The sequence below is a fragment of the Streptomyces sp. IBSBF 3136 genome (assembly GCF_036815105.1).
GTDB lineage: Bacteria > Actinomycetota > Actinomycetes > Streptomycetales > Streptomycetaceae > Streptomyces.
Map to the genome: position 1 here is coordinate 1 of NZ_JAJSZC010000136.1, position 20946 is coordinate 20946.

The 20946-nt window shown below is 74.1% G+C and carries 19 protein-coding genes; 9 read left to right on the forward strand and 10 right to left on the reverse strand.

Annotation, left to right across the window (positions count from 1 at the left end):
- The 4 genes from V7E45_RS25785 to V7E45_RS25800 form a co-directional block, all read left to right on the forward strand.
- Positions 1-1002 (forward strand): cytochrome P450 (locus V7E45_RS25785; RefSeq protein WP_333776583.1); only part of this gene is annotated, 1002 nt, incomplete at its 5' end.
- Between the two features lie 12 nt (positions 1003-1014).
- The gene (locus tag V7E45_RS25790) at positions 1015-1218 is read left to right on the forward strand and encodes a ferredoxin (protein WP_333776584.1); all 204 of its coding nucleotides are present in this window, start codon (positions 1015-1017) and stop codon (positions 1216-1218) included.
- A 211-nt stretch (positions 1219-1429) separates the two neighbouring features.
- Positions 1430-1888 carry a nuclear transport factor 2 family protein gene (locus tag V7E45_RS25795; protein ID WP_333776585.1) on the forward strand — a complete coding sequence of 153 codons (459 nt, stop codon included), beginning with the start codon at positions 1430-1432 and terminating at the stop codon, positions 1886-1888.
- Between the two features lie 9 nt (positions 1889-1897).
- Positions 1898-2431, forward strand: a complete 534-nt coding sequence (locus tag V7E45_RS25800) for a flavoprotein (RefSeq protein ID WP_333776586.1) — start codon at positions 1898-1900, stop codon at positions 2429-2431.
- Between the two features lie 4 nt (positions 2432-2435).
- Here the strand turns inward: V7E45_RS25800 and V7E45_RS25805 are convergent, their stop codons facing one another.
- Positions 2436-3239, reverse strand: coding sequence for an endo alpha-1,4 polygalactosaminidase (locus V7E45_RS25805; protein ID WP_333776598.1), 804 nt, complete (start codon positions 3237-3239; stop codon positions 2436-2438).
- 215 nt (positions 3240-3454) lie between these two features.
- On the opposite strand from V7E45_RS25805, the gene V7E45_RS25810 reads away from it, so the two are divergent.
- The 3 genes from V7E45_RS25810 to V7E45_RS40680 all read left to right on the forward strand — a co-directional run bounded on the left by V7E45_RS25810 (position 3455) and on the right by V7E45_RS40680 (position 6683).
- Complete coding sequence (locus V7E45_RS25810) at positions 3455-4423, forward strand: aldo/keto reductase (RefSeq protein WP_333776587.1); 969 nt, start codon at positions 3455-3457, stop codon at positions 4421-4423.
- A gap of 350 nt (positions 4424-4773) precedes the next feature.
- On the forward strand, positions 4774-6051 hold the full coding sequence (locus V7E45_RS25815; RefSeq protein WP_443056182.1) for an RNA polymerase sigma factor: 1278 nt from the start codon (positions 4774-4776) through the stop codon (positions 6049-6051).
- 35 nt (positions 6052-6086) lie between these two features.
- Positions 6087-6683 (forward strand): RICIN domain-containing protein, encoded by a 597-nt coding sequence (locus V7E45_RS40680; RefSeq protein ID WP_443056186.1) that lies wholly within the window; start codon positions 6087-6089, stop codon positions 6681-6683.
- Positions 6684-6750: 67 nt separating this feature from the next.
- Here V7E45_RS40680 and V7E45_RS25820 read toward each other — a convergent pair whose 3' ends face one another.
- From V7E45_RS25820 to V7E45_RS25840, 5 genes are all read right to left on the reverse strand, one after another.
- On the reverse strand, positions 6751-7242 hold the full coding sequence (locus tag V7E45_RS25820; RefSeq protein WP_333776588.1) for a universal stress protein: 492 nt from the start codon (positions 7240-7242) through the stop codon (positions 6751-6753).
- Positions 7243-7273: 31 nt separating this feature from the next.
- The gene (locus V7E45_RS25825) at positions 7274-8563 is read right to left on the reverse strand and encodes an SLC13 family permease (RefSeq protein WP_333776589.1); all 1290 of its coding nucleotides are present in this window, start codon (positions 8561-8563) and stop codon (positions 7274-7276) included.
- A gap of 23 nt (positions 8564-8586) precedes the next feature.
- Positions 8587-9828: a hypothetical protein gene (locus V7E45_RS25830; RefSeq protein ID WP_333776590.1), complete on the reverse strand. Its 1242-nt coding sequence runs from the start codon at positions 9826-9828 to the stop codon at positions 8587-8589.
- A 188-nt stretch (positions 9829-10016) separates the two neighbouring features.
- Positions 10017-10730, reverse strand: a complete 714-nt coding sequence (locus V7E45_RS25835) for a DUF4232 domain-containing protein (RefSeq protein ID WP_333776591.1) — start codon at positions 10728-10730, stop codon at positions 10017-10019.
- Positions 10731-10896: 166 nt separating this feature from the next.
- On the reverse strand, positions 10897-12288 hold the full coding sequence (locus V7E45_RS25840) for a serine/threonine-protein kinase (RefSeq protein WP_333776592.1): 1392 nt from the start codon (positions 12286-12288) through the stop codon (positions 10897-10899).
- Positions 12289-12335: 47 nt separating this feature from the next.
- Here V7E45_RS25840 and V7E45_RS25845 point away from each other — a divergent pair, with 47 nt between their 5' ends.
- Positions 12336-12884 (forward strand): RNA polymerase sigma factor, encoded by a 549-nt coding sequence (locus V7E45_RS25845; RefSeq protein WP_333776593.1) that lies wholly within the window; start codon positions 12336-12338, stop codon positions 12882-12884.
- Here V7E45_RS25845 and V7E45_RS25850 read toward each other — a convergent pair.
- Positions 12878-15259: a SpoIIE family protein phosphatase gene (locus V7E45_RS25850; protein ID WP_333776594.1), complete on the reverse strand. Its 2382-nt coding sequence runs from the start codon at positions 15257-15259 to the stop codon at positions 12878-12880. The genes V7E45_RS25845 and V7E45_RS25850 overlap by 7 nt on opposite strands.
- 389 nt (positions 15260-15648) lie before the next feature.
- Here V7E45_RS25850 and V7E45_RS25855 point away from each other — a divergent pair, with 389 nt between their 5' ends.
- Positions 15649-17895: a glycoside hydrolase family 9 protein gene (locus tag V7E45_RS25855; RefSeq protein WP_333776595.1), complete on the forward strand. Its 2247-nt coding sequence runs from the start codon at positions 15649-15651 to the stop codon at positions 17893-17895.
- Between the two features lie 17 nt (positions 17896-17912).
- Here the strand turns inward: V7E45_RS25855 and V7E45_RS25860 are convergent, their stop codons facing one another.
- From V7E45_RS25860 to V7E45_RS25870, 3 genes are all read right to left on the reverse strand, one after another.
- On the reverse strand, positions 17913-19574 hold the full coding sequence (locus V7E45_RS25860) for a multicopper oxidase family protein (protein ID WP_333776596.1): 1662 nt from the start codon (positions 19572-19574) through the stop codon (positions 17913-17915).
- Between the two features lie 96 nt (positions 19575-19670).
- Positions 19671-20393: a 2OG-Fe(II) oxygenase gene (locus V7E45_RS25865; protein WP_333776597.1), complete on the reverse strand. Its 723-nt coding sequence runs from the start codon at positions 20391-20393 to the stop codon at positions 19671-19673.
- A gap of 13 nt (positions 20394-20406) precedes the next feature.
- Positions 20407-20928 (reverse strand): methylated-DNA--[protein]-cysteine S-methyltransferase, encoded by a 522-nt coding sequence (locus tag V7E45_RS25870; protein ID WP_333776599.1) that lies wholly within the window; start codon positions 20926-20928, stop codon positions 20407-20409.
- Positions 20929-20946: the final 18 nt, after the last annotated feature.

Below are 20946 nucleotides of genomic sequence, written 5' to 3' on the forward strand. Positions count from 1 at the left end.
CGCCCCGGCTTCCCCGCCCCCACCGAACGCTTCGCCGCCGTCCGCGACCGCCGGGTCGCGCTGCTCGGCCTCGACGACCCCGAGCACCGCACCCAGCGGCGGATGATGGTCCCGTCGTTCACCCTCAAACGCGCGACCGAACTGCGGCCGGCCATCCAGCGGATCGTCGACGACCTGCTCGACGCGATGATCGAGCAGGGCCCGCCTGCCGAACTGGTCTCGGCCTTCGCCCTGCCGGTGCCCTCCATGGTCATCTGCGACCTGCTCGGGGTGCCGTACGCCGACCACGAGTTCTTCGAGGCGCAGTCCCGCAGGCTGCTGCGCGGCCCCACGGCCGACGACATCCAGGAGGCCCGGGCACAGCTCGAGGGCTACCTCGGCGACCTGATCGACCGCAAGGCCGGGCAGCGGGAGCCCGTCGACGGCGTGCTCGACGACCTCGTCCACCAGCGGCTGCGCACAGGGGAGCTGGACCGGACCGATCTGGTCTCCCTGGCGGTCATCCTGCTGGTCGCCGGACACGAGACGACCGCCAACATGATCTCCCTCGGCACCTACACGCTGCTGCGGCACCCCGACCGGCTGGCCGAGCTGCGCGCGGACCCGGCACTGCTGCCCGCCGCCGTCGAGGAGCTGATGCGGATGCTGTCCATCGCGGACGGCCTGCTGCGGGTGGCCCTGGAGGACATCGAGATCGCGGGCACCACGATCCGGGCCGGCGAGGGCGTGCTCTTCTCGACCTCCGTCATCAACCGCGACGCGTCCCAGTACGAGGACCCCGACCGGCTGGACTTCCACCGCTCCACCCGCCACCACGTGGCCTTCGGCTTCGGCATCCACCAGTGCCTCGGCCAGAACCTGGCGCGCGCGGAACTGGAGATCGCCCTCGGTACCCTCCTGCGGCGGCTGCCCGGCCTGCGCCTGGCCGCGCCCGCCGACGAGATCCCCTTCAAACCCGGCGACACGATCCAGGGGATGCTGGAACTCCCCGTGACCTGGTAAGAGGCTCAGCCCATGCACATCGACATCGACAAGGACGTCTGCATCGGCGCGGGCCAGTGCGCCCTGGCGGCACCGCGCGTGTTCACCCAGGACGACGACGGCTACAGCACGCTCCTGCCCGGCCACGAGGACGGCGACGGCGACCCGATGGTCCGCGAGGCGGCCCGCGCCTGCCCCGTCCACGCGATCACCGTCTCGGAGACGGCACCCGGCTGACGCCGGACCGGGGACTTCGCCGGGACGCCGCCGCGGCGCGAAGCACGGAAGCCCGTGCGCGGCGGCCACCGGCGGTGCCCCCGACGGCCGGCCGGTCCTCGCCCGGAGAGCTCCGGCGCGGCCGGCGGACACCCGCCGCCGGCGGGTCGCACCAGCCCGCCCCCGCGGAGCACGCCCGTTCTCCGCCGTCGTCCGAGCCGAGGAGCACCCCATGACCGACCGGCCGCCCCTGCCGCCCTTCACGCGGGAGACCGCAGCGCAGAAGGTCCAGGCCGCCGAGGACGCCTGGAACACCCGTGACCCGCACAAGGTGTCACTCGCCTACACGGAGGACTCGGTCTGGCGCAACCGCGACACCTTCGTCACCGGCCGCGCCGGGATCGTCGAGTTCCTCACCGCCAAATGGGGCCGCGAACTGGACTACGCGCTGCGCAAGGATTTGTGGGCCTTCGAAGGCGACCGGATCGCCGTCCGCTTCCAGTACGAGTCCAGGGACACCGATGGCCGGTGGTGGCGCTCGTACGGGAACGAACTGTGGGAGTTCGACGAGCACGGCCTGATGAGCCGGCGGGAGGCCAGCATCAACGACGTCCGGATCGAGGAGGAGCAGCGGCGCATCCGCGGACCCCGGCCCGAGGCCGAGCGGGGGCGGTCCTTCCCGCTTCAGTAGGGTGCCCGGATGACCGCACCGGCCGAGAAGCCCTTCCTCTACGTCGTCGTCTGCGCGGCCGGCATCGCCGCCGGCGTGGGCGAACTCATCGCCGCCGCCCAGGAGCGGGACTGGGAGGTCGGGGTGATCGCCACGCCGGTCGCCATGGGCGGTTTCTTCGACAGCGCGGCCGTCGAGGCCCGTACGGGACGTCCGGTGCGGTCCGCGTGGCGCTCCCCGTCCGACCCGCGGCCGTTCCCGCCGCCGGACGCCGTCGTGGTGGCGCCGGCCACCTTCAACACCGTCAACAAGTGGGCGGCGGGACTCGCCGACACGCTGGCCGTCGGCACTCTGTGCGAGGCCGCCGGGCTGGGGGTGCCGATCGCCGTCCTGCCCTGCGTGGCCGACGCGCTGGCCGCCCACCCCGCCTACCAGGAGAGCCTGCTCCGCCTGCGCGGGATGGGCGTCCGGTTCGGCGAACCGTACGCGGGGATGCCCGACGCGCGGGGTGGGCGGGCCGCGTTCCCGTGGGTGAGCGCGCTGGACCTGCTGGAGCCCCGCTGAGCGCTCACCCGGTCCGCCGGACGTACCCCGGGCTGCCGGGCGTGGAGACGTTCACGTCCCGGCGGACGATGCTCAGCCGGCCGCCCCAGCGCGCCAGCGCCTTGCGCAGCCCGCTGTCGGTGTACTCGATGTCCACCACCCGGTCGTCGAACGCCTTCGCGTACACCTCGCACTCGTCGTACTGCCCGCACTCCTCCGCGACGGCGAAGTCCAGCCCGGTCTCCCGCCGCCGGCCCGCCAGTTCGGAGGTGTTCTTCTGTCCCACGGCCAGGTGCCGGGCGTGCGCGTGCCGGACGAGCAGGCGCATGAACGCGGTCGCGTCGGCGGCCGTGAGTAGGTGCCGGGAGCGGGTGTAGCTGTCGTAGTTGTCCGGCTCGACGGCGTCGTAGCCCTTCTCCGCACAGCCGTCGATCCACCTGTCGACCCGCTCGGCCACCCGCTCGCGCCGTTGCGGGGTGCGCAGGTCGAGCAGCGGTTCGTCCCAGTCCTCGTCGACGACCTCCTCGCCGTGCGCGTCGCGCAGCAGCAGGTCGGCGGGCCAGGAGGAGCGCTCCTGCGGCTGGACCTGGAAGGCGTTGACGTAGCAGATGTTGTACAGGCCGGGCGCCGGGGCGGCGGACCGGTCACGGCTGACGACACGGACCCCGGCGGGCGGCGGGTAGGCGCCGCCGATCTGGTAGTCGAAACCGGCGTGGCGCGGCGGCAGCCGTACGGCGGCGGCCTTCGCGGGCGCCTTCGCGGATGTCTCCCCGCTGCCTCCGGCCCCGCAGCCGGCCGGCGCGGTCACGGTGAGCGCCAGGGCGAGCAGACCGGCTCCGGCGTTGCCGGCACGGGGACTTCGGGCCGGGGCACCCCCGGGTGCGCGCGTTCCCTGCCTGGCCACGTCCGCTCCGTCCTGCCCCCGCCGGGCGGCGCGGCACGTCCCACGATCCAATCGGCCGTGCCCGGTCGCGGTCAAGTCGGCGCAGGGGCGCGACGTACGCTCCTGGGAGACCATCGCCCCTGAAGGCAGGAGCAGCAACGATGCAGTACGTGAAGCTCGGTTCGACCGGCCTGGACGTCTCGCGGATCTGTCTGGGCTGCATGACGTACGGACTGCCCGGCCGCGGCACGCACGAGTGGACGCTCGACGAGGAGGCGTCCCGTCCGCTCGTCCGGCAGGCGCTGGAGGCGGGCATCAACTTCTTCGACACGGCCAACGTGTACTCCGACGGCACCAGCGAGGAGATCGTCGGCAAGGCCCTGCGCGATTTCGCGAACCGCGACGAGATCGTGCTGGCCACCAAGGTGCACGGCCGGATGCGGCCGGGCCCGAACGGCGGCGGCCTGTCCCGCAAGGCGATCATGACCGAGATCGACCACAGCCTGCGCCGCCTCGGCACCGACTACGTCGACCTCTACCAGATCCACCGCTACGACCACGAGACCCCCGTCGAGGAGACGATGGAGGCGCTGCACGACCTGGTCAAGGCGGGCAAGGTGCGCTACATCGGGGCGAGTTCGATGTACGCGTGGGAGTTCTCCAAGGCGCAGTACACGGCCGACCTGCATGGCTGGACCCGGTTCGTGTCCATGCAGAACCACTACAACCTGCTCTACCGCGAGGAGGAGCGGGAGATGCTGCCGCTCTGTGCGGACCAGGGTGTGAGCACCCTGCCGTGGAGCCCGCTGGCCCGGGGCCGGCTCACCCGCGAGTGGGGCACGGTCACCGAGCGCAGCGCGGGCGACGCCTTCGGCGGCCGCCTCTACCTGGAGAGCGACCGCTCGATCGTGGAGGCCGTCACCCGGATCGCCGGGGACCGCGGTGTGCCGCGCGCCCAGGTGGCCCTGGCGTGGCTGCTGCACCGGGACACGGTGGCCGCGCCGATCGTCGGCGCGTCCAGGCCGGGACACATCGAGGACGCGGTGGCCGCCGTGGAACTGGAACTGAGCGACAAGGAGCGGGAGGAATTGGAGCAGCCCTACACCCCGCGCGCGATCAGCGGCCACTGACGGCCGTCCGGTCCGTGCGGCGCGGACGCGGTGCCGCACGGACCGGCGCGCTTGTTCGAAATCCAAGTCGTTTTTCCGCGTCAAAAGCTTGCATTGACAGAATGTCAAAAGACCCGCCCCATGAAGTCAAAGTCCCGGGCCGGGAGATCTCTTGTTCCTTGGCGCCGTGCTGTGCAAAAGTATGCGCTGTCGGCGTGCGGACAATTACATTTTCCGCTGCATGCACCAGGCCGCTCCCGTACGCCCCCCACGCTTCAAAAGAGCTGCCCAGGCGGACGTCCGAGATGCCGGGACATCCCTACCCCCCTTGGTCTGGACTTATTTCCGTGTCGCGCCGAAGGAATGCAGCCGTGAATGACGCAGGCCCGTCGGAGTCCGCCCCAGGCAACCGCCGGTTCGACGCCTCGGACGAGGAACTGAGCGCCGAGCTGAAGAAGTGGACCGGCGCGACACCCGCACTGTCCCCGGTCGGTGAACTCCTGGACCGGCACTGGGAAGCCGCCTTCGCCTACGCCCGGCTGTGCACCGACGGACCCCGCGCGGCCGGCATGCTCACCACCGCCGCCTTCACCCGCCTGTTCGGCGAGTCCCTGCGGCAGGCGGGCCCGTCCGCCGCCTGGCGGCCCCACCTGCTGGTCACCGTGCGCCGGATCGCCGCCGAGTGGGAGGGCGACGGCCGCCAGGAACTCCTCCACCCCGCCCTGCGGGCCGCGCCCGGCAGCGGTGAACGCGCGGCCGCCCGGCTGCTCCCGCCGCCCGGACGGCGGCTGCTGTCCCGCGCCTTCCAGCGGCTGCCCCAGGCCGCCCGCGCCGTGCTGTGGCACACCGAGGTGGAGGCCGAGCCCCTCGCCGTCCCGGCCGCGCTGCTGGGCCTGGACGAGGAGGAGACCCGGATCGAACTGCGCCGCGCCCACGAGCGGTTGCGCGAGGAGTGCCTCCAGGCCCACCGCGAACTCGCCCCCGAGGCCGAGTGCCAGAAGTACCTGCGCATGCTGGACGTGACCTACCGGCGCGGCGGTGTCGACATCGACCCGGACCTGCAACGGCACCTGGCCGGCTGCCGGCACTGCCGGCAGACCGCCGACCAGCTCGACCGCTTCAACGCCGGACTCGGGCTCGCGCTCGCCGAGGCCGTCCTCGGCTGGGGCGCCCGCGCCTACCTGGAGTCCCGGGCGGCCCGCACCGAGTGGTCCGCGGCCGAACCGCCGCCCGCACCGGCGACCCGTTCGCCACCACCGCTCCCACCGGGCCGCGGGACGCCGCCCGCGGCCCCGCGCCCGACACCGGAGCCCCGGGCGCGGGTACGGCACCCCGCCGCCGGGGGAGCCGGGCGGCCGGCGCCGGCCGGTCCACCCGGACCGCCGCGGCCACGGGGACCGGTCCGCGCGCCGCCGGTGGACGGCTCGCGCACCGGGTCGCCCGCCGTGCCCGCCGCCGCAACCTCGCCCTGGCCGTCGTCGCGGTCAGCGGCCTCGTCGTCCTTCCGCTGGTGCTGTGGTCCGTGCTCGGCGCGGGCGGCGGCGACGCGCCCGCACACGCCGCCACACCGTCCCGGACACCGGGCAAGGACTCCGCGACCCCCGGCCCGTCCTGGGCCGGGGCGAGCGGGACCGCCAAGGGCGCGCTGAGCGGCCGGCTGCGCAACGTCACCTCGGGCCTGTGCGTGGGCGTCGTCGGCGGCAAGGCCGTCAGGGGCGCCGAGACCGAACTGGCCACCTGCTCCACCACGGCGAGCCAGCAGTGGACGTACGAGACCGACGGACTGCTGCGCAACTCCTCCGCCCCCGGGCTGTGCCTGGACTCCCACCTCGGCTACTCGGTGCGGCTCGCCCCCTGCTCGGCCTCCGGTGGGGCCGCCCGCGACATCCGCTACGACTTCACCCTCCAGGGCGCCCTGATCCCGCGCTCCGACCAGGACCTGGCGCTGACGCCCGCCGCGACCGACGGCTCCGGCGCCCTCGTCCTCAAGAACCGTGCCGCGGCCACCGCCCAGCGCTGGACCGTCGACGCGGCCAAGGCGGACCTCCGGATGGAGATCGTCGACTGGGACACCGGCCACGCCCCGCCGCCGTCCGCGTCCCCCTCGGCGGCGGCCGCCGCGCCCAAGATGTCGAAGACCGCCTCCACGGCCCCCACCCCGGCACCCGGCCGGGCCGGCTCCACCCCCACGGCCACCGCCACGCCCGACTTCTGCACGGTCCGTCCGTACTTCTGCGACGGGCGCGGCGGCGGCTACGGCGGCGGACGGCACCACCACTAGGACACGGCCTGGGGCGTGGCGCGAGAGCGGCCTCGCAACAGGCCCTGGCGGTGCCGCGTCCGCGGCCTCAGGGGTGGTGCGGCGGCGGGGGTGGGATCGTGCCCAGGCCCGGCGCCGGCTCCGGCCACACCAGCAGCACCGGGCAGGGCGCGTGGTCGACGGCGAACCGGACGGCCGGGCCCAGGCTGCGCGGTCCCAGCCGGGAGCGGTCGCCGTCCCGGGCCAGCACCAGCAGATCGGCGCCGCCGGCCGCCGCCACCACCTCCCGCTCGACCCGGCCCGCCCGCTCCTCGCGGGCGCACGGCCGGCCCAGCCGCTCCGCCGCCGCGTCCAGCAGGCCGGCCGCCGAAGCGCCGGAGAGCGCCTCGAGGCGGCCGCCCGGGTCGCGCTCCGGATGGCCGCGGCCGAGCAGCCCGGCGAACGCGCCGTGCGCCACCCCGGGCACGTCAGGACCGGTCACGTGCAGCAGCACCACCTCGGCGTCCCGCGGGGCGTGCGCGCGTACGGCGTCCACGCAAGCGGGCCAGGTGCCCTCGACGAGCCAGGCGATCACGCGCATCCGGTCGGTCTCCCTCGGTGTGTGAGAACCCTCAGAGAATCCGCAGCGACCCCCACAGTGCCACCACGGACAGCGCCAGCGCCGACGGCACGGCGAGCAGACCGAGCCGGGTGAACTCGCCGAGGTCCACCTCGTGCTCGTGCTGGTGCACGATCCGCCGCCACAGCAGTGTGGCGAGCGACCCCGCGTAGGTGAGGTTCGGGCCGATGTTCACCCCGAGCAGCACCGCGAGCACCGCGCCGGGACCCGTGGGGGCGGCGAGCGGCAGCAGCACCAGGACCGCGGGCAGGTTGTTGATGAGGTTCGCCAGCACGGCGGCCAGCGCGGCGGTCCCGAGCAGCGCCAGGAGGCCGGTGCCGCCGGGCAGGACGTGCCCGAGCGCGTCGGCGAGGCCGTTGTCGACCACCGCGCGCACCACGATGCCCAGGGCCAGGACGAACGCCAGGAAGGAGGGCGCCGCCGCCCGCAGCACGTCCGCCGGGGTGGCCCGCCGCCGCACCAGCGCCCGGCAGGCCAGCACCAGCGCCCCGGCCGCCGCCACCCACGCCGGTTCCACCCCGAACGCCGAGGCCACCACGAACCCGGCCAGCGTGCAGGCGACGGTCACCAGCGCGAACAGCGGCAGCGGCGGCGCCTCGCCGGGGCCGCCGCCCGCCGGTGCGGCCGCGGTCAGGTCCCGGGCGAAGAACCGCCGGAACACCACGTACTCGGCGCCGATCGCCACCAGCCACGGCAGGCCCATCAGCGCCGCGAACCGGGTGAAGCTCAGCCCGCTCGCCGCGAACGCGAGGAGGTTCGTCAGATTGGACACCGGCAGCAGCAGCGACGCCGTGTTCGACAGATGCGTGCAGGCGTAGACGTGCGGCTTCGGCCGTACGCCGGTGCGCGCGGCCGTCGCGAAGACGACCGGGGTCAGCAGCACCACCGTGGCGTCCAGGCTGAGCACCGCCGTGATCGCCGAGGCCAGCGCGAACACCGCCGTCAGCAGCCGCACCGGACGGCCCCCCGACCAGCGCGCCGTCCACGCCCCGCACGCCTGGAACAGCCCCTCCACGTCGCAGAAGTGGGCGAGCACCAGCACCGCCGCGAGGAACCCGACCACCGGCCCGAGCCGTACCGCCTCGGCCTGGGCGTGGGCCGGCGAGATCGCCCCGGTGGCGACGGCGACGCCGGCGGCCGGGACGGCCAGCACCGCCTCCGGCCAGCCGAAGGGCCGTACGACGGCCCAGGCGAGCACGGCGGCCAGCAGTACCGCGGAGAGGGCCTCGGCGAGGGCGGTGTTCAGGGCGGTTCCTCCGGTTCGATCATGTGATCCGCCCATGAAAACAGACTTCCGCGGACGGTCTACGACGCGCGTGTACCCGCCACGCCCAGGAACTCGTCCCAGCCGCCCGCCGGGGCCTGGCCGGGCGCCAGGGTGCGCAGCTTGCGCAGCACCCCTGCGTCCTGGGCCTCCAGCCAGGCCACCAGCTGCTTGAAGGACACGAACCGCACGTCGTCGTACTCGGCCATCCGGCCGATCGCCTCCTCGACGGCGTCCATGTAGATGCCGCCGTTCCAGCGTTCGAAGTGGTTGCCGACGAAGAAGGGGGCGCGGTTGCCCTCGTACGCGCGCCGGAACCCCGCCAGGTAGGTGTCCCTGGCCTGGACGCGCCAGGCGTCGTACCGGGTGCGGTCGCCCAGCGGGTTGCCGCCGGACTGGTTGAACATCATGTTGTAGTCCATCGACAGCACCTGGAAGGAGTGGCCGGCGAAGGGTATGGACTGGAGCGGGAAGTCCCAGAGCCGGCCGCCCTGCACCTTGCCCGGCCAGATCTGCAGGCCGCCGGGGGAGCTGGCGTCGTACTTCCAGCCGAGTGCCGCGGCCGTGGGCAGCAGGGCCGCCTGGCCCTCCAGGCAGGGGGTGCGGCCGCCGGCCAGTTCCCTGCGGTAGTCGAAGGGCAGTGGTTCGAGGTCGGTGAAGCCGGTGTTGGTCTTCCACTCGGTGACGAAGCGGATCGCCTGCTCCGTCTCGCTGCGCCACTCCGCGGGTGTCCAGTCGCGCACGCCGTTCGCGCCGCAGAAGTGCCCGTTGAAGTGGGTGCCGATCTCGTGGCCCTCCAGCCAGGCGGCCCGCACCTGCTGCAGCGTCGCGTGGATGTGCCGGTCGGCGAGGTAGCCGATGGCGGAGGCGCCGACGGCGTGCCGCGGCGGCCGGTAGAGGTGCTTCCGGGACTCCGGGAGGGTGTAGATGCCGCTGAGGAAGAACGTCATCTTCGCGCCGTGTTCGGCGGCGACCCGGCGGAACCGGGAGAACAGCCTGTTGCTCAGCTCACCGGCGCCGTCCCAGGAGAACACCACGAACTGCGGCGGCTTCCGGCCCGGCTTCAGCCGCGCCGGTACCGGCTGGTGCGGCTGCTTGCCCGTGTCGGCGGTCGAACCGTCCCCGAGGGGTTTCGCCGGGCGTGCCTGCCCGGTGCCCCGGGCGTACTTCGGGTCCTTGTCGCCGACGGAGAGGCCGAGGCCGGAGGAGCAGGCGGAGAGGGCTCCGAGGGAGCCCGCAGCCGCCCCCGCCGTCAGCACGCGCCTGCGTGAGATGCCGCTCATGTTCTTCCCCGATTTCCTGGTCGAGGCCCCGAGGGGGCCTGTTCGCCATGTGGTCGGGGGGTCCGATGCGCGGGCGCGCGGGAAAGATCGCGGCGGCCGGGACGTGTTGCCGTCCCGTGACATTCAGGATGTGTTCATGACGAACCCCGCGGTCCGGGAGCGGACGGCGGGGTTCGTCGGGGCGTCGGTCAGGCGCCGGTGCCCGGGGCGAAGACGGACAGGAAGGCGGACGAGGAGTTCCCGGAGACGGGGACCGGGCCGGCCGTCCACGCCACCTTGAGCTGGTCCCGCTCGTCCGGCGGGGTGATCAGCAGCGCGGCCGGGGTGGCCGTGTTCGCGCCGCTGACCTCCGGGTTGGAGAAGGTCAGGCCGGCCCACGCGCTCTGCCCGGGCTTCAGCGTGACCGTGACCGGCGAGCCCGAGGAACGCTTGGGGTCCGGGCCGACCTGGCCGCCGGAGGCGTTCACGAACGCGGCGCCCGGATAGCCGTGCAGCGTGCAGGTACGGGCCGACTTGTTGGTCAGCACCATGGGGAAGTTCTCCTGGCCCGCGCCCGGGTTGTTGCGTCCCACCGAGGCGCGCAGCTCGGAGGTGTGGCACCGGCCGCCGGCCGCCGTCTTGGACCCGGTCCCGGTGCCGGTCCCCGTCCCGGTCCCGGTTCCCGAGGAGGTGGCCGCCGCCGGGGCCGAGCCCGACTTGGAGCCACCGGGGGTGGCGGCGCCGGCGGACGCGGAGGAGGGTGCCGGGTCCTTGGCGGTCTCGGTCGCCGGACCGGCCGTGCCCGACACCTTCTGCGGGCCGCTGTGGGCGTCGTTGCCGCCGCACGCGGTCAGGAGGCCAAGTACGGCCACCCCGCCCGCGAGCAGGGCCGCGCGCCGCGATGACCGGGATGAGTACGCCATGTCGCTCAACACTCCTGCATGGTCAGGGCACGCGGTGGAAAGCGCGCCTGCGGCGCCGGGTGCGCCGTCACCGGACTTCGATGCGCGGGCCACCGGAAAAGTTCGGGTTCCCCAGGGTTCTTTTCCCACCTTGACCGTCGGCCGACGCCTTCGGAGGGGGGGAGTGTCAGGTCACCCGCAGGGAGCGCAGGACGCCGTCGGTCGCGTCCGCGTCACCCCGCTGGCGCACCTGCACGTACACCTGCGGACGGGCGGAGCCGTCCGCCGGGCCGAGCGCGGACTCGGTCACCGAACCGCCGTCGGCACAGTCGTTCCAGGTGCGCACCCGGCCGTGCCAGGCACCGGCGGAGAAGGCGCGGCCGCCGGCGTAGTGACAGCCGGAGTGCGCGAGGGCGTTCACCCGGGCGGTGACGTCACCGTGCCCGCCGACCCCGACGAACACGCCGTCGACCGCCGCCCCCCAGTCGGACCAGCGGGCCGCGTGGTCGGCGACCAGCAGACCCGGCTCGTGCCCGGCCGCCAGCCCGAGCGTGTGCGGGTCCCAGCCGGAGTCGCGCAGCTCACGGGCCCAGCCCGCGGGCACCTGGACCGCGACCCGGCCGGTGGCGTCGCGCACCGTGACCTCCCCGGCGGAGCCGCTGGGCCGGTTCAGCACCACCGTCACCGTCACGGCGGCGACCGCCGCGGCGAGCACCCCGGCCACGACCAGCGTCGCGGTGCCGATCCGGCCCCGGACACCGTCGAGCCGGCTGCCGGGCCGGGTGCCGCAGGCCGCCGCCAGCCGGTCCAGCTCGTCCGCGAAGGCCTGCGCCGTCGGCCAGCGCCGCTCCCGGTCGGGCTCCAGGGCGCGCAGCAGCGCCCGCTCGGCGTCCTCGCCCAGGTCCGGCCGCAGCCGGCCGGGCGGCACGACCTTGCCCGGCGGTCCCGGCACGGACCCGGTGACCAGCTCGTAGCCGACCGCGCCCAGGCTGTAGACGTCGGCGCGCGCGTCGATGCCCTCGCCGGGCTCCGCCTGCTCCGGCGGCTGGTAGCCCGCCGAGCCGGCCGCGAGCGTGAGCACGGAGGCCTGCGCGAGGCTCTTGGCCAGGCCCAGGTCGGCCAGGAGCAGTAGCCGTTCGCCGTCCGGGGCGGTGTGCAGCAGCACGTTGGTCGGCTTGATGTCGCGGTGCACGATGCCCGCCTCGTGCAGCGCGGCCGCCCCGCGCGCGGCCTGCGCGGTCAGGGCCAGCGCCCGCGGCACCGGCAGCGGACCGGCCGCGAGCAGATCGGCGAGGGTGCCGGCGTCGGCGTACTGCATCACGAAGTAGGGCCTGCCGTCCGGCAGTTCGCCGATGTCGTAGACCTGCACCACGCGGCTGGAGCCGGCCCGGCGCAGCAGCCTCGCCTCGGACAGGAAGCGCTCCCGGATGTCGAGCCGGTGTGCCCAGTTCTCGGCGAGCACCTTCACCGCCACCGGCGCGTCCAGCTCGTCGTCGTGGGCCAGCCACACCGTGGCGAAGGCACCGGTGCCCAGGCGCCGTTCGAGACGGTAGCGACCGATCCGCTCCAGGGAGTGCATACGACTATCATGCCTGCCCTGAGATCGACTTCGAGGGGGACCCCGACGTGCAGGACCCGGTGACCGCCGAAGAACTCGCCCGGCGCGCCGCCGCGGGCGACGGGGCCGCTCTCGACCGGCTGCTGGCGGAGCTGCGGCCCGAGATCGTGCGCCGCTGCGGGCGCTTCCTGCCGTGCCGTGAGGACGCCGAGGAGGCCGCCCAGGACGTGCTGCTCCAGGTGGCCCGGCACATCTCCGCCTTCGAGGGCCGCAGCCGTTTCAGCACCTGGCTGTACACCGTCGTCGCCAACTGCTGCCGGCAGAAGTACCGCGAGCTGAAGCGGCGGGCCGCCGAACAGCCCCTCGCCGTCGCCCCCGCCGAGGCCGCCGACCCGCGCACCACCAGCGTCATCGCCGGCTCGCGGATCGATCTGCTGGAGGCCCTGGACCGGCTGGAGCGCGAGCATCCGCACCTCGTCGCGCCCCTGGTCTACCGGGACGTCTGCCAGCTGGACTATGCCGAGGTCGCCGAGCGGATCGGCATCCCGCTCGGCACTCTCAAGTCCCGGCTGCACGAGGCCCGCAAACAGGTGCGGCCCTGGCTGCGGGGTTACTGATCCTCCTCCAGCACGCCCAGCTCCGCCCAGATCGTCTTGCCCTCGGCGGTGTGCCTGCTGCCCCACCGCTGGGTGAGCTGGGCGACCAGCAGCAGCCCGCGGCCGCCCTCGTCGAAGGTCTTGGCCCGCCTGAGGTGCGGGGCGGTGTGGCTGGTGTCGGACACCTCGACGATCAGGGTGGCCGCGTCGTGGATCAGCCGCAGCCGGATGGGGCGGGCGCCGTACCGGATGGCGTTGGTGACCAGCTCGCTGACCACCAGCTCCGCCGTGAACGCGATCCCGGTCAGTGACCAGCGCTCCAGCTGGTCCACCACCTGTTTGCGGATCGGCGCGACCAGCGCGGGATCGGCGGGGATGTCCCAGGTCGCCACCTGGGAGGCGGGCAGCCCCCGGGTGCGGGCCAGCAGCAGCGCCACGTCGTCGGGGGCACCGCCCCGCGGCAGCAGCGCGTGCAGGATGCGGTCGCAGGTCTCGTCCAGCGAGTCCGAGTACGCCCCGAGGGCCTGGAGCAGCGGCTCCCGCCCGGCATCCTCCGAGCGCTCCCGGGACAGCACCAGACCGTCCGTGTACAGGGCGAGGACGGTGCCCTCGGCCAGCTCCACGTCGGCCGACTCGAAGGGCAGGCCGCCCAGGCCCAGCGGGGGACCGGCGGGCAGGTCGAGCGGGCGGGGCACGCCGCCCGGCTCCAGCACCACGGGCGGCGGCAGCCCGGCCCGGGCCAGCGTGCAGCGCCGGGACACCGGGTCGTAGACGGCGTACAGACAGGTGGCGCCCACCTCGCCGGGGCTGCCGTCGCCGCCGGACTCCTCCGACAGCCGCACCACCAGGTCGTCGAGGTGGGTGAGCAGCTCGTCCGGGGCCAGGTCGATGTCGGCGAGGGTGCGGACGGCGGTGCGCAGCCGGCCCATGGTGGCCGACGCCTGGATGCCGTGCCCGACGACGTCCCCCACCACCATCGCCACCCGCATCCCGGACAGCGGGATCACGTCGAACCAGTCGCCGCCCACGCCCGCCCGGGTCGCCGGGAGGTAGCGGGAGGACGCCTCGAGGGCGGCCGTGCGGGGGAGGGAGCGGGGCAGCAGGCTGCGCTGCAGCGCGAGGGCGGTCTCGCGCTCGCGGGAGTAGCGGCGGGCGTTGTCGATGCAGACGGCGGCCCGGGCGGTGATCTCCTCGGCCAGCAGCATGTCGTCGTCGGTGAACGGGTCCGGGCTCCGGTGCCGGGCGAGCACCGCGACCCCGAGGGTCAGCCCGCGGGCCTGGATGGGCACGGACATGGAGGAGTGGATGCCGTAGTCCCGCACCCGGTCGCCGCGGGCGGGGTTGAAGGACAGCCACTCGTCCAGCTCGCCCCCGGTGACCGGGACCCGGATGGTGCGGCCGGCGGTCAGCGCGTGGGCCTGCGGGGAGAAGGGCGGGTGCACCTCGACCAGCCCGGGCTTGGCCACCGCCTCGGGGACGCCGCTGAGCACCGACTGGTGCGCGAACCGGCGCAGGTTCACCGGTGCGGTGATGCGGGCCGGGGGCTCACCGCCGTACTCCTCGGGGTCCAGCAGGTCGATGGTGACGAAGTCGGCGAGCGCGGGCACGCAGACGTCCGCGAGTTCCTGTGCCGTACGGGTGACGTCGAGGGTGGTGCCGATGCGCACGCTCGCCTCGTTGACGAGCTGCAGCCGCTGCCGGGCCCGGTGGTTGTCGGTGACGTCGTGGACCGCCATGGAGACCCCGCGCACCACGCCGGCGGCGTCGGTGACCGGCGCCATGCGGGCCAACCAGGCGTGCGCCCGGTCCTCGCCGCCGGACCGCATGAACGCCTCGACGTCCAGCGGCCGGCCGGTGGTGAGCACCTGGAGCAGACCCTGCTCCAGCTCCTCGCTCTGCGGCCTGCCGCCGATCTCCGAGAGCCGCAGGCCGCGCAGGTACTCCTCGGGCAGGCCGATGACCTCCGCCATGGCGTCGTTCATCAGTCGCAGCCGCAGTGCCTCGTCGAACAAGGACAGGGCGCACGGCGACTGGACCAGGCCCGCGCGGCCGAGCGGATCGTCCGGGGAGCCGGGGTCCCGTCCGGTGAGCGGGCTGACCACGAGCCAGTCGCCGCCGCGTCCGTCACGCGGCGGCCGGTGGTGGGCGAGCAGCCGCACGGGGACCGTACGGCCGTCCCGGTGGCGCAATCCGACCGTGCCGGCCCAGCGTGGGCCGCCGGGGGCGGCCGGTGTCCCGTCCGCGGCCAGCAGCCGGGCGGCCGGGCGGCCCAGGACGGCGTCGGCGGGGTGGCCGAGCAGCCGCCGCGCGCCCTCGTTCCACTCCACCAGCGTTCCGTCGGCGCCGATCACAGCCCGGGCCGTCGCCGCATCGTCGAAGGGATAGACCCGGCTCATTCGTCGCCGCTCCCAAGCGCACACTCACAGTGAACAGGTGGCATCACCTGGCTTCCAGGGTAGTGCGTCGCGCGGGTTGCCGGACCGCGTCCCCGGGTGAACCGGCCGAGCCGCCACGGGTCGTCAAGGGGGAGTTTCGGCCGATGTGACGGACGTGGCTGGTCAGCGGCCACGGCCGGCGCCGAGACCGGGTGGCGGACCGTCAGAATGTTCTCGGGCGCGATCACTTGCGGGTGTGCGGTGCCCGCGCCGGACAAGCGGATCGGGTGTCTCCCCGTCCGGACGGTTGACGGATGTCATGGCTGCAACAAGCATGGTGGCGCCCGCATCTGGGAGCGCTCCCACCGCGAGGGGAGCGCCACCCGCACCTCCGTCCGAGGAGCCCAGACGTGAAACGACGCAGCGCCGCCCTGCTCGCCCTCACCGCCCTGCTGGCCTCGGCCCTCACCGCGCTGCCGGCCGCCCAGGCCGGCGCCGAGGAGACCGAACAGATCAGGAACGGCACCTTCGACACCGGCACCGACCCGTGGTGGACCACCCCCGGCGTCACCGCGGCCGTGTCCGGCGGACAGCTGTGCGCGGACGTGCCCGGCGGCACCGGGAACCGCTGGGACGCCGCCGTCGGGCAGAACGACGTCACCCTGGTCAAGGGGGAGTCGTACCGCTTCTCCTTCAAGGCGTCCGGGGTGCCGGCGGGGCACCCGGTGCGCGCGATCGTCGGGCTCCAGGTGTCCCCGTACGACACCTGGTACGAGGCCTCTCCCCAGCTGGAGGCCACCGGCGGCGCCTACACGTACACCTTCACCTCGCCCGTCGACACCGCCCTGGCGCAGGTCGCCTTCCAGGCGGGCGGCTCCCCGGACGCCTGGCGGCTGTGCCTGGACGACGTGTCGCTGCTCGGCGGGGTCCCGCCCGAGGTGTACGAGCCCGACACCGGGCCGCGGGTCCGCGTCAACCAGGTCGCCTACCTGCCCGCCGGACCGAAGGACGCCACCCTCGTCACCGCCGCCGCCTCGCCGCTGCCCTGGCGGCTCAGGGACGCCGGCGGCCGCACGGTCGCCCGCGGCAGGAGCGTGCCGCGCGGCACGGACGTCTCCTCCGGGCAGAACGTCCACACGATCGACTTCGGCGCCTTCCGCGGGCGCGGTGAGGGCTTCACCCTGGTCGCCGACGGTGAGACGAGCCGCCCGTTCGACATCGGCGGCGACGCCTACGAGCGGCTGCGGCTCGACTCGCTGAAGTACTACTACACGCAGCGCAGCGGCATCGCGATCCGCGACGACCTGCGCCCCGGCTACGGCAGGGCCGCCGGACACCTGAACACGGCACCCAACCAGGGCGACTTCGACGTGCCCTGCCGGCCCGGTGAGTGCGACTACACGCTGGACGTCACGGGCGGCTGGTACGACGCCGGCGACCACGGCAAGTACGTCGTCAACGGGGGCATCTCCACCTGGGAATTGCTGAGCACCTACGAGCGCTCCCTGTGGGCCCGCACCGGGCAGCCCCGGCGGCTCGGCGACGGCAGCCTGCACATCCCCGAGAGCGGCAACAAGGTGCCGGACGTGCTCGACGAGGCCCGCTGGGAACTGGAGTTCCTGCTGCGCATGCAGGTGCCCGACGGGCAGCCGCTGGCCGGCATGGCCCACGCCAAGGTGCACGACGCCCAGTGGACGGGGCTGCCGCTGCTGCCCGGTGACGACCCCCAGAAGCGCGAACTGCACGCCCCGACCACCCAGGCCACACTGAACCTGGCGGCCACGGCCGCGCAGGCGGCCCGCCTCTACCGCCCCTACGACCCGGCGTTCGCGGCCCAGGCGCTCACCGCCGCCCGCAAGGCGTGGCGGGCCGCCCTCGCCCACCCCGCGGTGTACCAGGACCCGGACGACGGCACCGGCGGCGGCGCCTACCCCGACGACAACGCCTCGGACGAGTTCTACTGGGCGGCGGCGGAGCTGTATCTGACCACCGGGGAGCGCCGGTTCGCGGACGCGGTGCTCGACTCGCCCGTCCACGACGCCGACATCTTCGGCCCCCTCGGCTTCGACTGGAGCCGCACGGCCGCCGCCGGCCGTCTCGACCTCGCCACCGTGCCGAACCACCTGCCCGGCCGGGACCGCGTGCGCCGCTCGGTGACCGAGGCCGCCGACCGCTACCTGGCGACCGCCCGGTCCCAGCCCTACGGCATGCCCTACGCACCCGACGGCAACCTCTACGACTGGGGCTCCAACGCCCAGGTCCTCAACAACGCCCATGTCATCGCGACCGCCTACGACCTCACGGGCGCGGCGAAGTACCGGGGCGCCGCGGTCGGTGCCATGGACTACCTCCTCGGCCGCAACGCGCTGAACATCTCGTACGTCACCGGCTACGGCGAGGTCGCCGCGCACCACCAGCACAGCCGCTGGTACGCCCGCGAACTCGACCCGCGCCTGCCGGACCCGCCGGCGGGCACCCTGGCCGGAGGCCCCAACTCGGGCATCCAGGACCCGTACGCGCAGAGCAGACTGAAGGGCTGCACGGGCCAGTTCTGCTACATCGACGACATCCAGTCCTGGTCCACCGACGAGACGGCCGTCAACTGGAACGCGGCGCTGGCCTGGATGGCCTCCTTCGTGGCGGACCAGAGCCGCTGACACACGGGGGCGTGGGATCAGGTGCGGTAGCCGAGGATGGTCATCATGCCGCTCTCCGAGTGGTACTGGTTGTGGCAGTGGAGCATCCAGAGGCCGGGGTTGTCGGCGTCGAACTCCACCACCAGCTTGCGGTGGGGCAGGACGATGGCGGTGTCCTTGCGCGCGCCGACGGCGTCCAGGCCGGTCATGGCGAACGTGTGGCCGTGCAGGTGCAGGGGGTGCCACATGTCGGTGGCGTTGATGAGGGTGAGCCGCACCCGCTCGCCCGCGCGGACGGGGTGGCGCATGCGCGGTGAGTAGGGCTGGTGGTCGAAGGCCCAGTCGTACTTCCCCATGCTGCCCGTGCTCTTGATGCGCATCTCGCGGTCGGGCTCGCGGTCCGCCAGGACCACGGACTCGTCCGGTTCGAGCCGGCGGGCCGGGACGATCTCCCCGTCGAGCTCGTCCGGGCGGATGTCGGCGGGGGGAACCGTCTTCCCCTTGTCCGTGCGCAGGACGGCGAGGGCCTGGCCGCGCTTGCCCTCGGCGAGCGCGACGAGCGGGAAGACGCCGTCCTTGGCGGTGACCAGGACGTCGTAGCGCTCGGCCATGCCGATGAGCAGGGCGTCGGTCGAGGTGTGCCGCACCGGGTAGCCGTCGGTGTGCGTGACGGTCATGCGGTGGCCGTCCAGCGCGACCCGGAAGGCGGTCTCCGAACCGGCGTTGATGATGCGCAGCCGGATGCGGTCGCCCGGGCGGCAGCGGAACGTCGAGGGCTGCGTGGGCACCCGGCCGTTGGCGAGGTAGAGCGGGTAGTCGACACTGCCGGCCTCGCCGCGCAGCAGACGGCTGCGCGAGGAGTGCAGCACCCGGTTGGGGCCGGAGGACCGGTGCGAGGCAGCGGAGTGGGCGGACGCGTGGGCGGACGCGTGGGCGGACGGCGTGTGCGGTCCGGCCGATGCGTGCGGCGCCGGGCTGCCCTCGGACCCCATGGCCATGCCGCCCATTTTCATGCCCTTCGGCAGGAGCTGCGCGAGCACCTGGTCGGGGGTGGAGCCGTCCACCCCGTCGACCCAGTCGTCGAGCAGGACGATCCACTCCTTGTCGTAGGACAGGGGCTCCCTGGGGTCGTCGACGATCAGCGGGGCGTACAGACCGCGGTCGGGCTGGAGCCCGACGTGCGAGTGCAGGAAGTAGGTCCCCGGGTGGGTGACGGTGAACCGGTAGGTGAAGTCCGCGCCCGGGGCGATGGCCCGCTGGGTCAGGTCCGGCACGCCGTCCATGTCGCAGCGCATCCGGACGCCGTGGGAGTGCAGCGTGGTGGTGGCCGGCAGCCGGTTGGCGAGGGTGAGACTGAGGACGTCACCGGCGGTCACCCGCACCAGCGGTCCGGGCACCGTGTCGTGGTACGCCCAGCTGTGCACGTGCCGGCCGCCCAGGTCCAGCGTGGTCTCGGCGGCGGTCAACCTGAGCATGCGCACCGGCCCGGAGCCGCGCTTGCGCTCGGCGGCACGGACCTCCGGACCCGACGGGTCGACATATCCCTTGGGCCCCGAGGGCACGAAGTCCCCCTCTGCGGCCGCCGACCCCTCGGGGCCGGAGCGGGTGCGGGGACCGGAGTCGGTGCAGGCAGCCAGGAATCCCGCGCCCGCGGCAGCGAGCGGGGCACGGAGCAGGGTACGCCGCGAAGGTGTGTGCATGAATGAAATAAGACACGTTTTGCTCGGGTATGTGAGGGACCTGCTGCGGCGCGTCTGAGGGTGTCGGGCGTCGGGGGAGCCGGGTCCCGCACGGCGTCAGGCGGCGTCGTGGAAGACCAGCCCCAGGGTGCGCCTGCGACCCGAGCGCACGGTGCTCACCCCGTGCCGCGTCGCCCCGGCCGACCAGCCGCGCCGCGAGCGCACGGGGCGGTCGCGGGTCGTGAAGACCAGCCCGTGCCCCTGTTCCAGGGCGGTCGCGGTCCCCCGGGACTGGGCGCGCGGCCGCTGTTCGACCATCAGGAACTCGCCGCCGGTGTAGTCGGTGCCGTACGCGTCCAGGGCGATCACCACCTGGAGCGGGAACACCAGTTCCCCGAAGACGTCCCGGTGCAGGGCGTTCCAGTCGCCCGGGCCGTAGCGGAGCAGGATCTGCGCCGACCGGTCCTGTCCGCCGGCGTGGCAGCGCTCCAGCCACTCGGTCAGCGAGTCGGGCCAGGGCGCCGGCCGGTCGAGCCGGGCCGCCCAGGTGCGGGCGACGAGCAGCAGACGCGGGTACAGGGCGGCGCGCAAGGCGGCCACGGGGGCGGGCAGGTCGTGCGTGAAGTAGCGGTACTCGCCGGAGCCGAACCGGTGCCTGCCCAGGTCGACGGTGGTGCGGAACAGCTCCGGCTCGTCGTAGAGGGCGGCCAGGCGGGCGCACTCCCGCCCGGTCAGCAGCGGGCCCGTGGGCGCGCTGCCGTGCTCGTCCAGCCCGGCCGCGAGCGCGGACCAGTCGGTGCGGGCGACTCGCCGTTCGGCCTCGGCCCCGGTGAACTCCATGACCGCTCCTCCCTCATACCAGGGCGGGCGGCAGCGCGCCCTCGTGCGTGAGCAGCCACGCCTTGCGCTCCACGCCGCCCGCGTACCCGCGCAGCGACCCGTCCGCCCCGATCACCCGGTGGCAGGGGCGCACCAGCAGCAGCGGGTTGGCGCCGAGCGCCCGGCCCACCGCGCGCATCCCGGCCCGGGACACGCCCAGCCGTGCGGCCAGTTCGCCGTAGCTGGTCGTGGTGCCGTACGGGACGTCCTCCAGCGTCTGCCACACGCGGAGCTGGAAGGGAGTGCCCGCGGGCGCGAGCGGCAGTGAGAAGCGGGTCAGGCGGCCCGCGAAGTAGGCGTCCAGCTCGCGCCGCGCCTCGGCGAACGCCCGCTCGTCAGGGTCCGGCTCAGGGACGGCCGGCGCTCCGGGCGGCCCCGGCAGGGACAGCGAGGTGAGGGCGAACCCGCCGCCGGACTCCACGCCGGTCAGCAGCAGCTCGCCGAACGGGCTCGGGCAGGTGCCGCGGACGGTGCGGACGGAGGGGCCTACGGGGATCGTGGGGAGGGTCGGGGT

Bases quoted from the DNA above. Each gene is read 5' to 3' on its own strand.
- V7E45_RS25790 (WP_333776584.1), top strand. From the start codon at position 1,015: ATGCACATCGACATCGACAAGGACGTCTGCATCGGCGCGGGCCAGTGC.
- V7E45_RS25840 (WP_333776592.1), bottom strand. From the start codon at position 12,288: ATGCACTCCCTGGAGCGGATCGGTCGCTACCGTCTCGAACGGCGCCTG.
- V7E45_RS25850 (WP_333776594.1), bottom strand. From the start codon at position 15,259: ATGAGCCGGGTCTATCCCTTCGACGATGCGGCGACGGCCCGGGCTGTG.
- V7E45_RS25860 (WP_333776596.1), bottom strand. From the start codon at position 19,574: ATGCACACACCTTCGCGGCGTACCCTGCTCCGTGCCCCGCTCGCTGCC.
- V7E45_RS25865 (WP_333776597.1), bottom strand. From the start codon at position 20,393: ATGGAGTTCACCGGGGCCGAGGCCGAACGGCGAGTCGCCCGCACCGAC.
- V7E45_RS25830 (WP_333776590.1), bottom strand. From the start codon at position 9,828: ATGAGCGGCATCTCACGCAGGCGCGTGCTGACGGCGGGGGCGGCTGCG.
- V7E45_RS25835 (WP_333776591.1), bottom strand. From the start codon at position 10,730: ATGGCGTACTCATCCCGGTCATCGCGGCGCGCGGCCCTGCTCGCGGGC.
- V7E45_RS25795 (WP_333776585.1), top strand. From the start codon at position 1,430: ATGACCGACCGGCCGCCCCTGCCGCCCTTCACGCGGGAGACCGCAGCG.
- V7E45_RS25825 (WP_333776589.1), bottom strand. From the start codon at position 8,563: ATGGGCGGATCACATGATCGAACCGGAGGAACCGCCCTGAACACCGCC.
- V7E45_RS25800 (WP_333776586.1), top strand. From the start codon at position 1,898: ATGACCGCACCGGCCGAGAAGCCCTTCCTCTACGTCGTCGTCTGCGCG.
- V7E45_RS25810 (WP_333776587.1), top strand. From the start codon at position 3,455: ATGCAGTACGTGAAGCTCGGTTCGACCGGCCTGGACGTCTCGCGGATC.
- V7E45_RS25820 (WP_333776588.1), bottom strand. From the start codon at position 7,242: ATGCGCGTGATCGCCTGGCTCGTCGAGGGCACCTGGCCCGCTTGCGTG.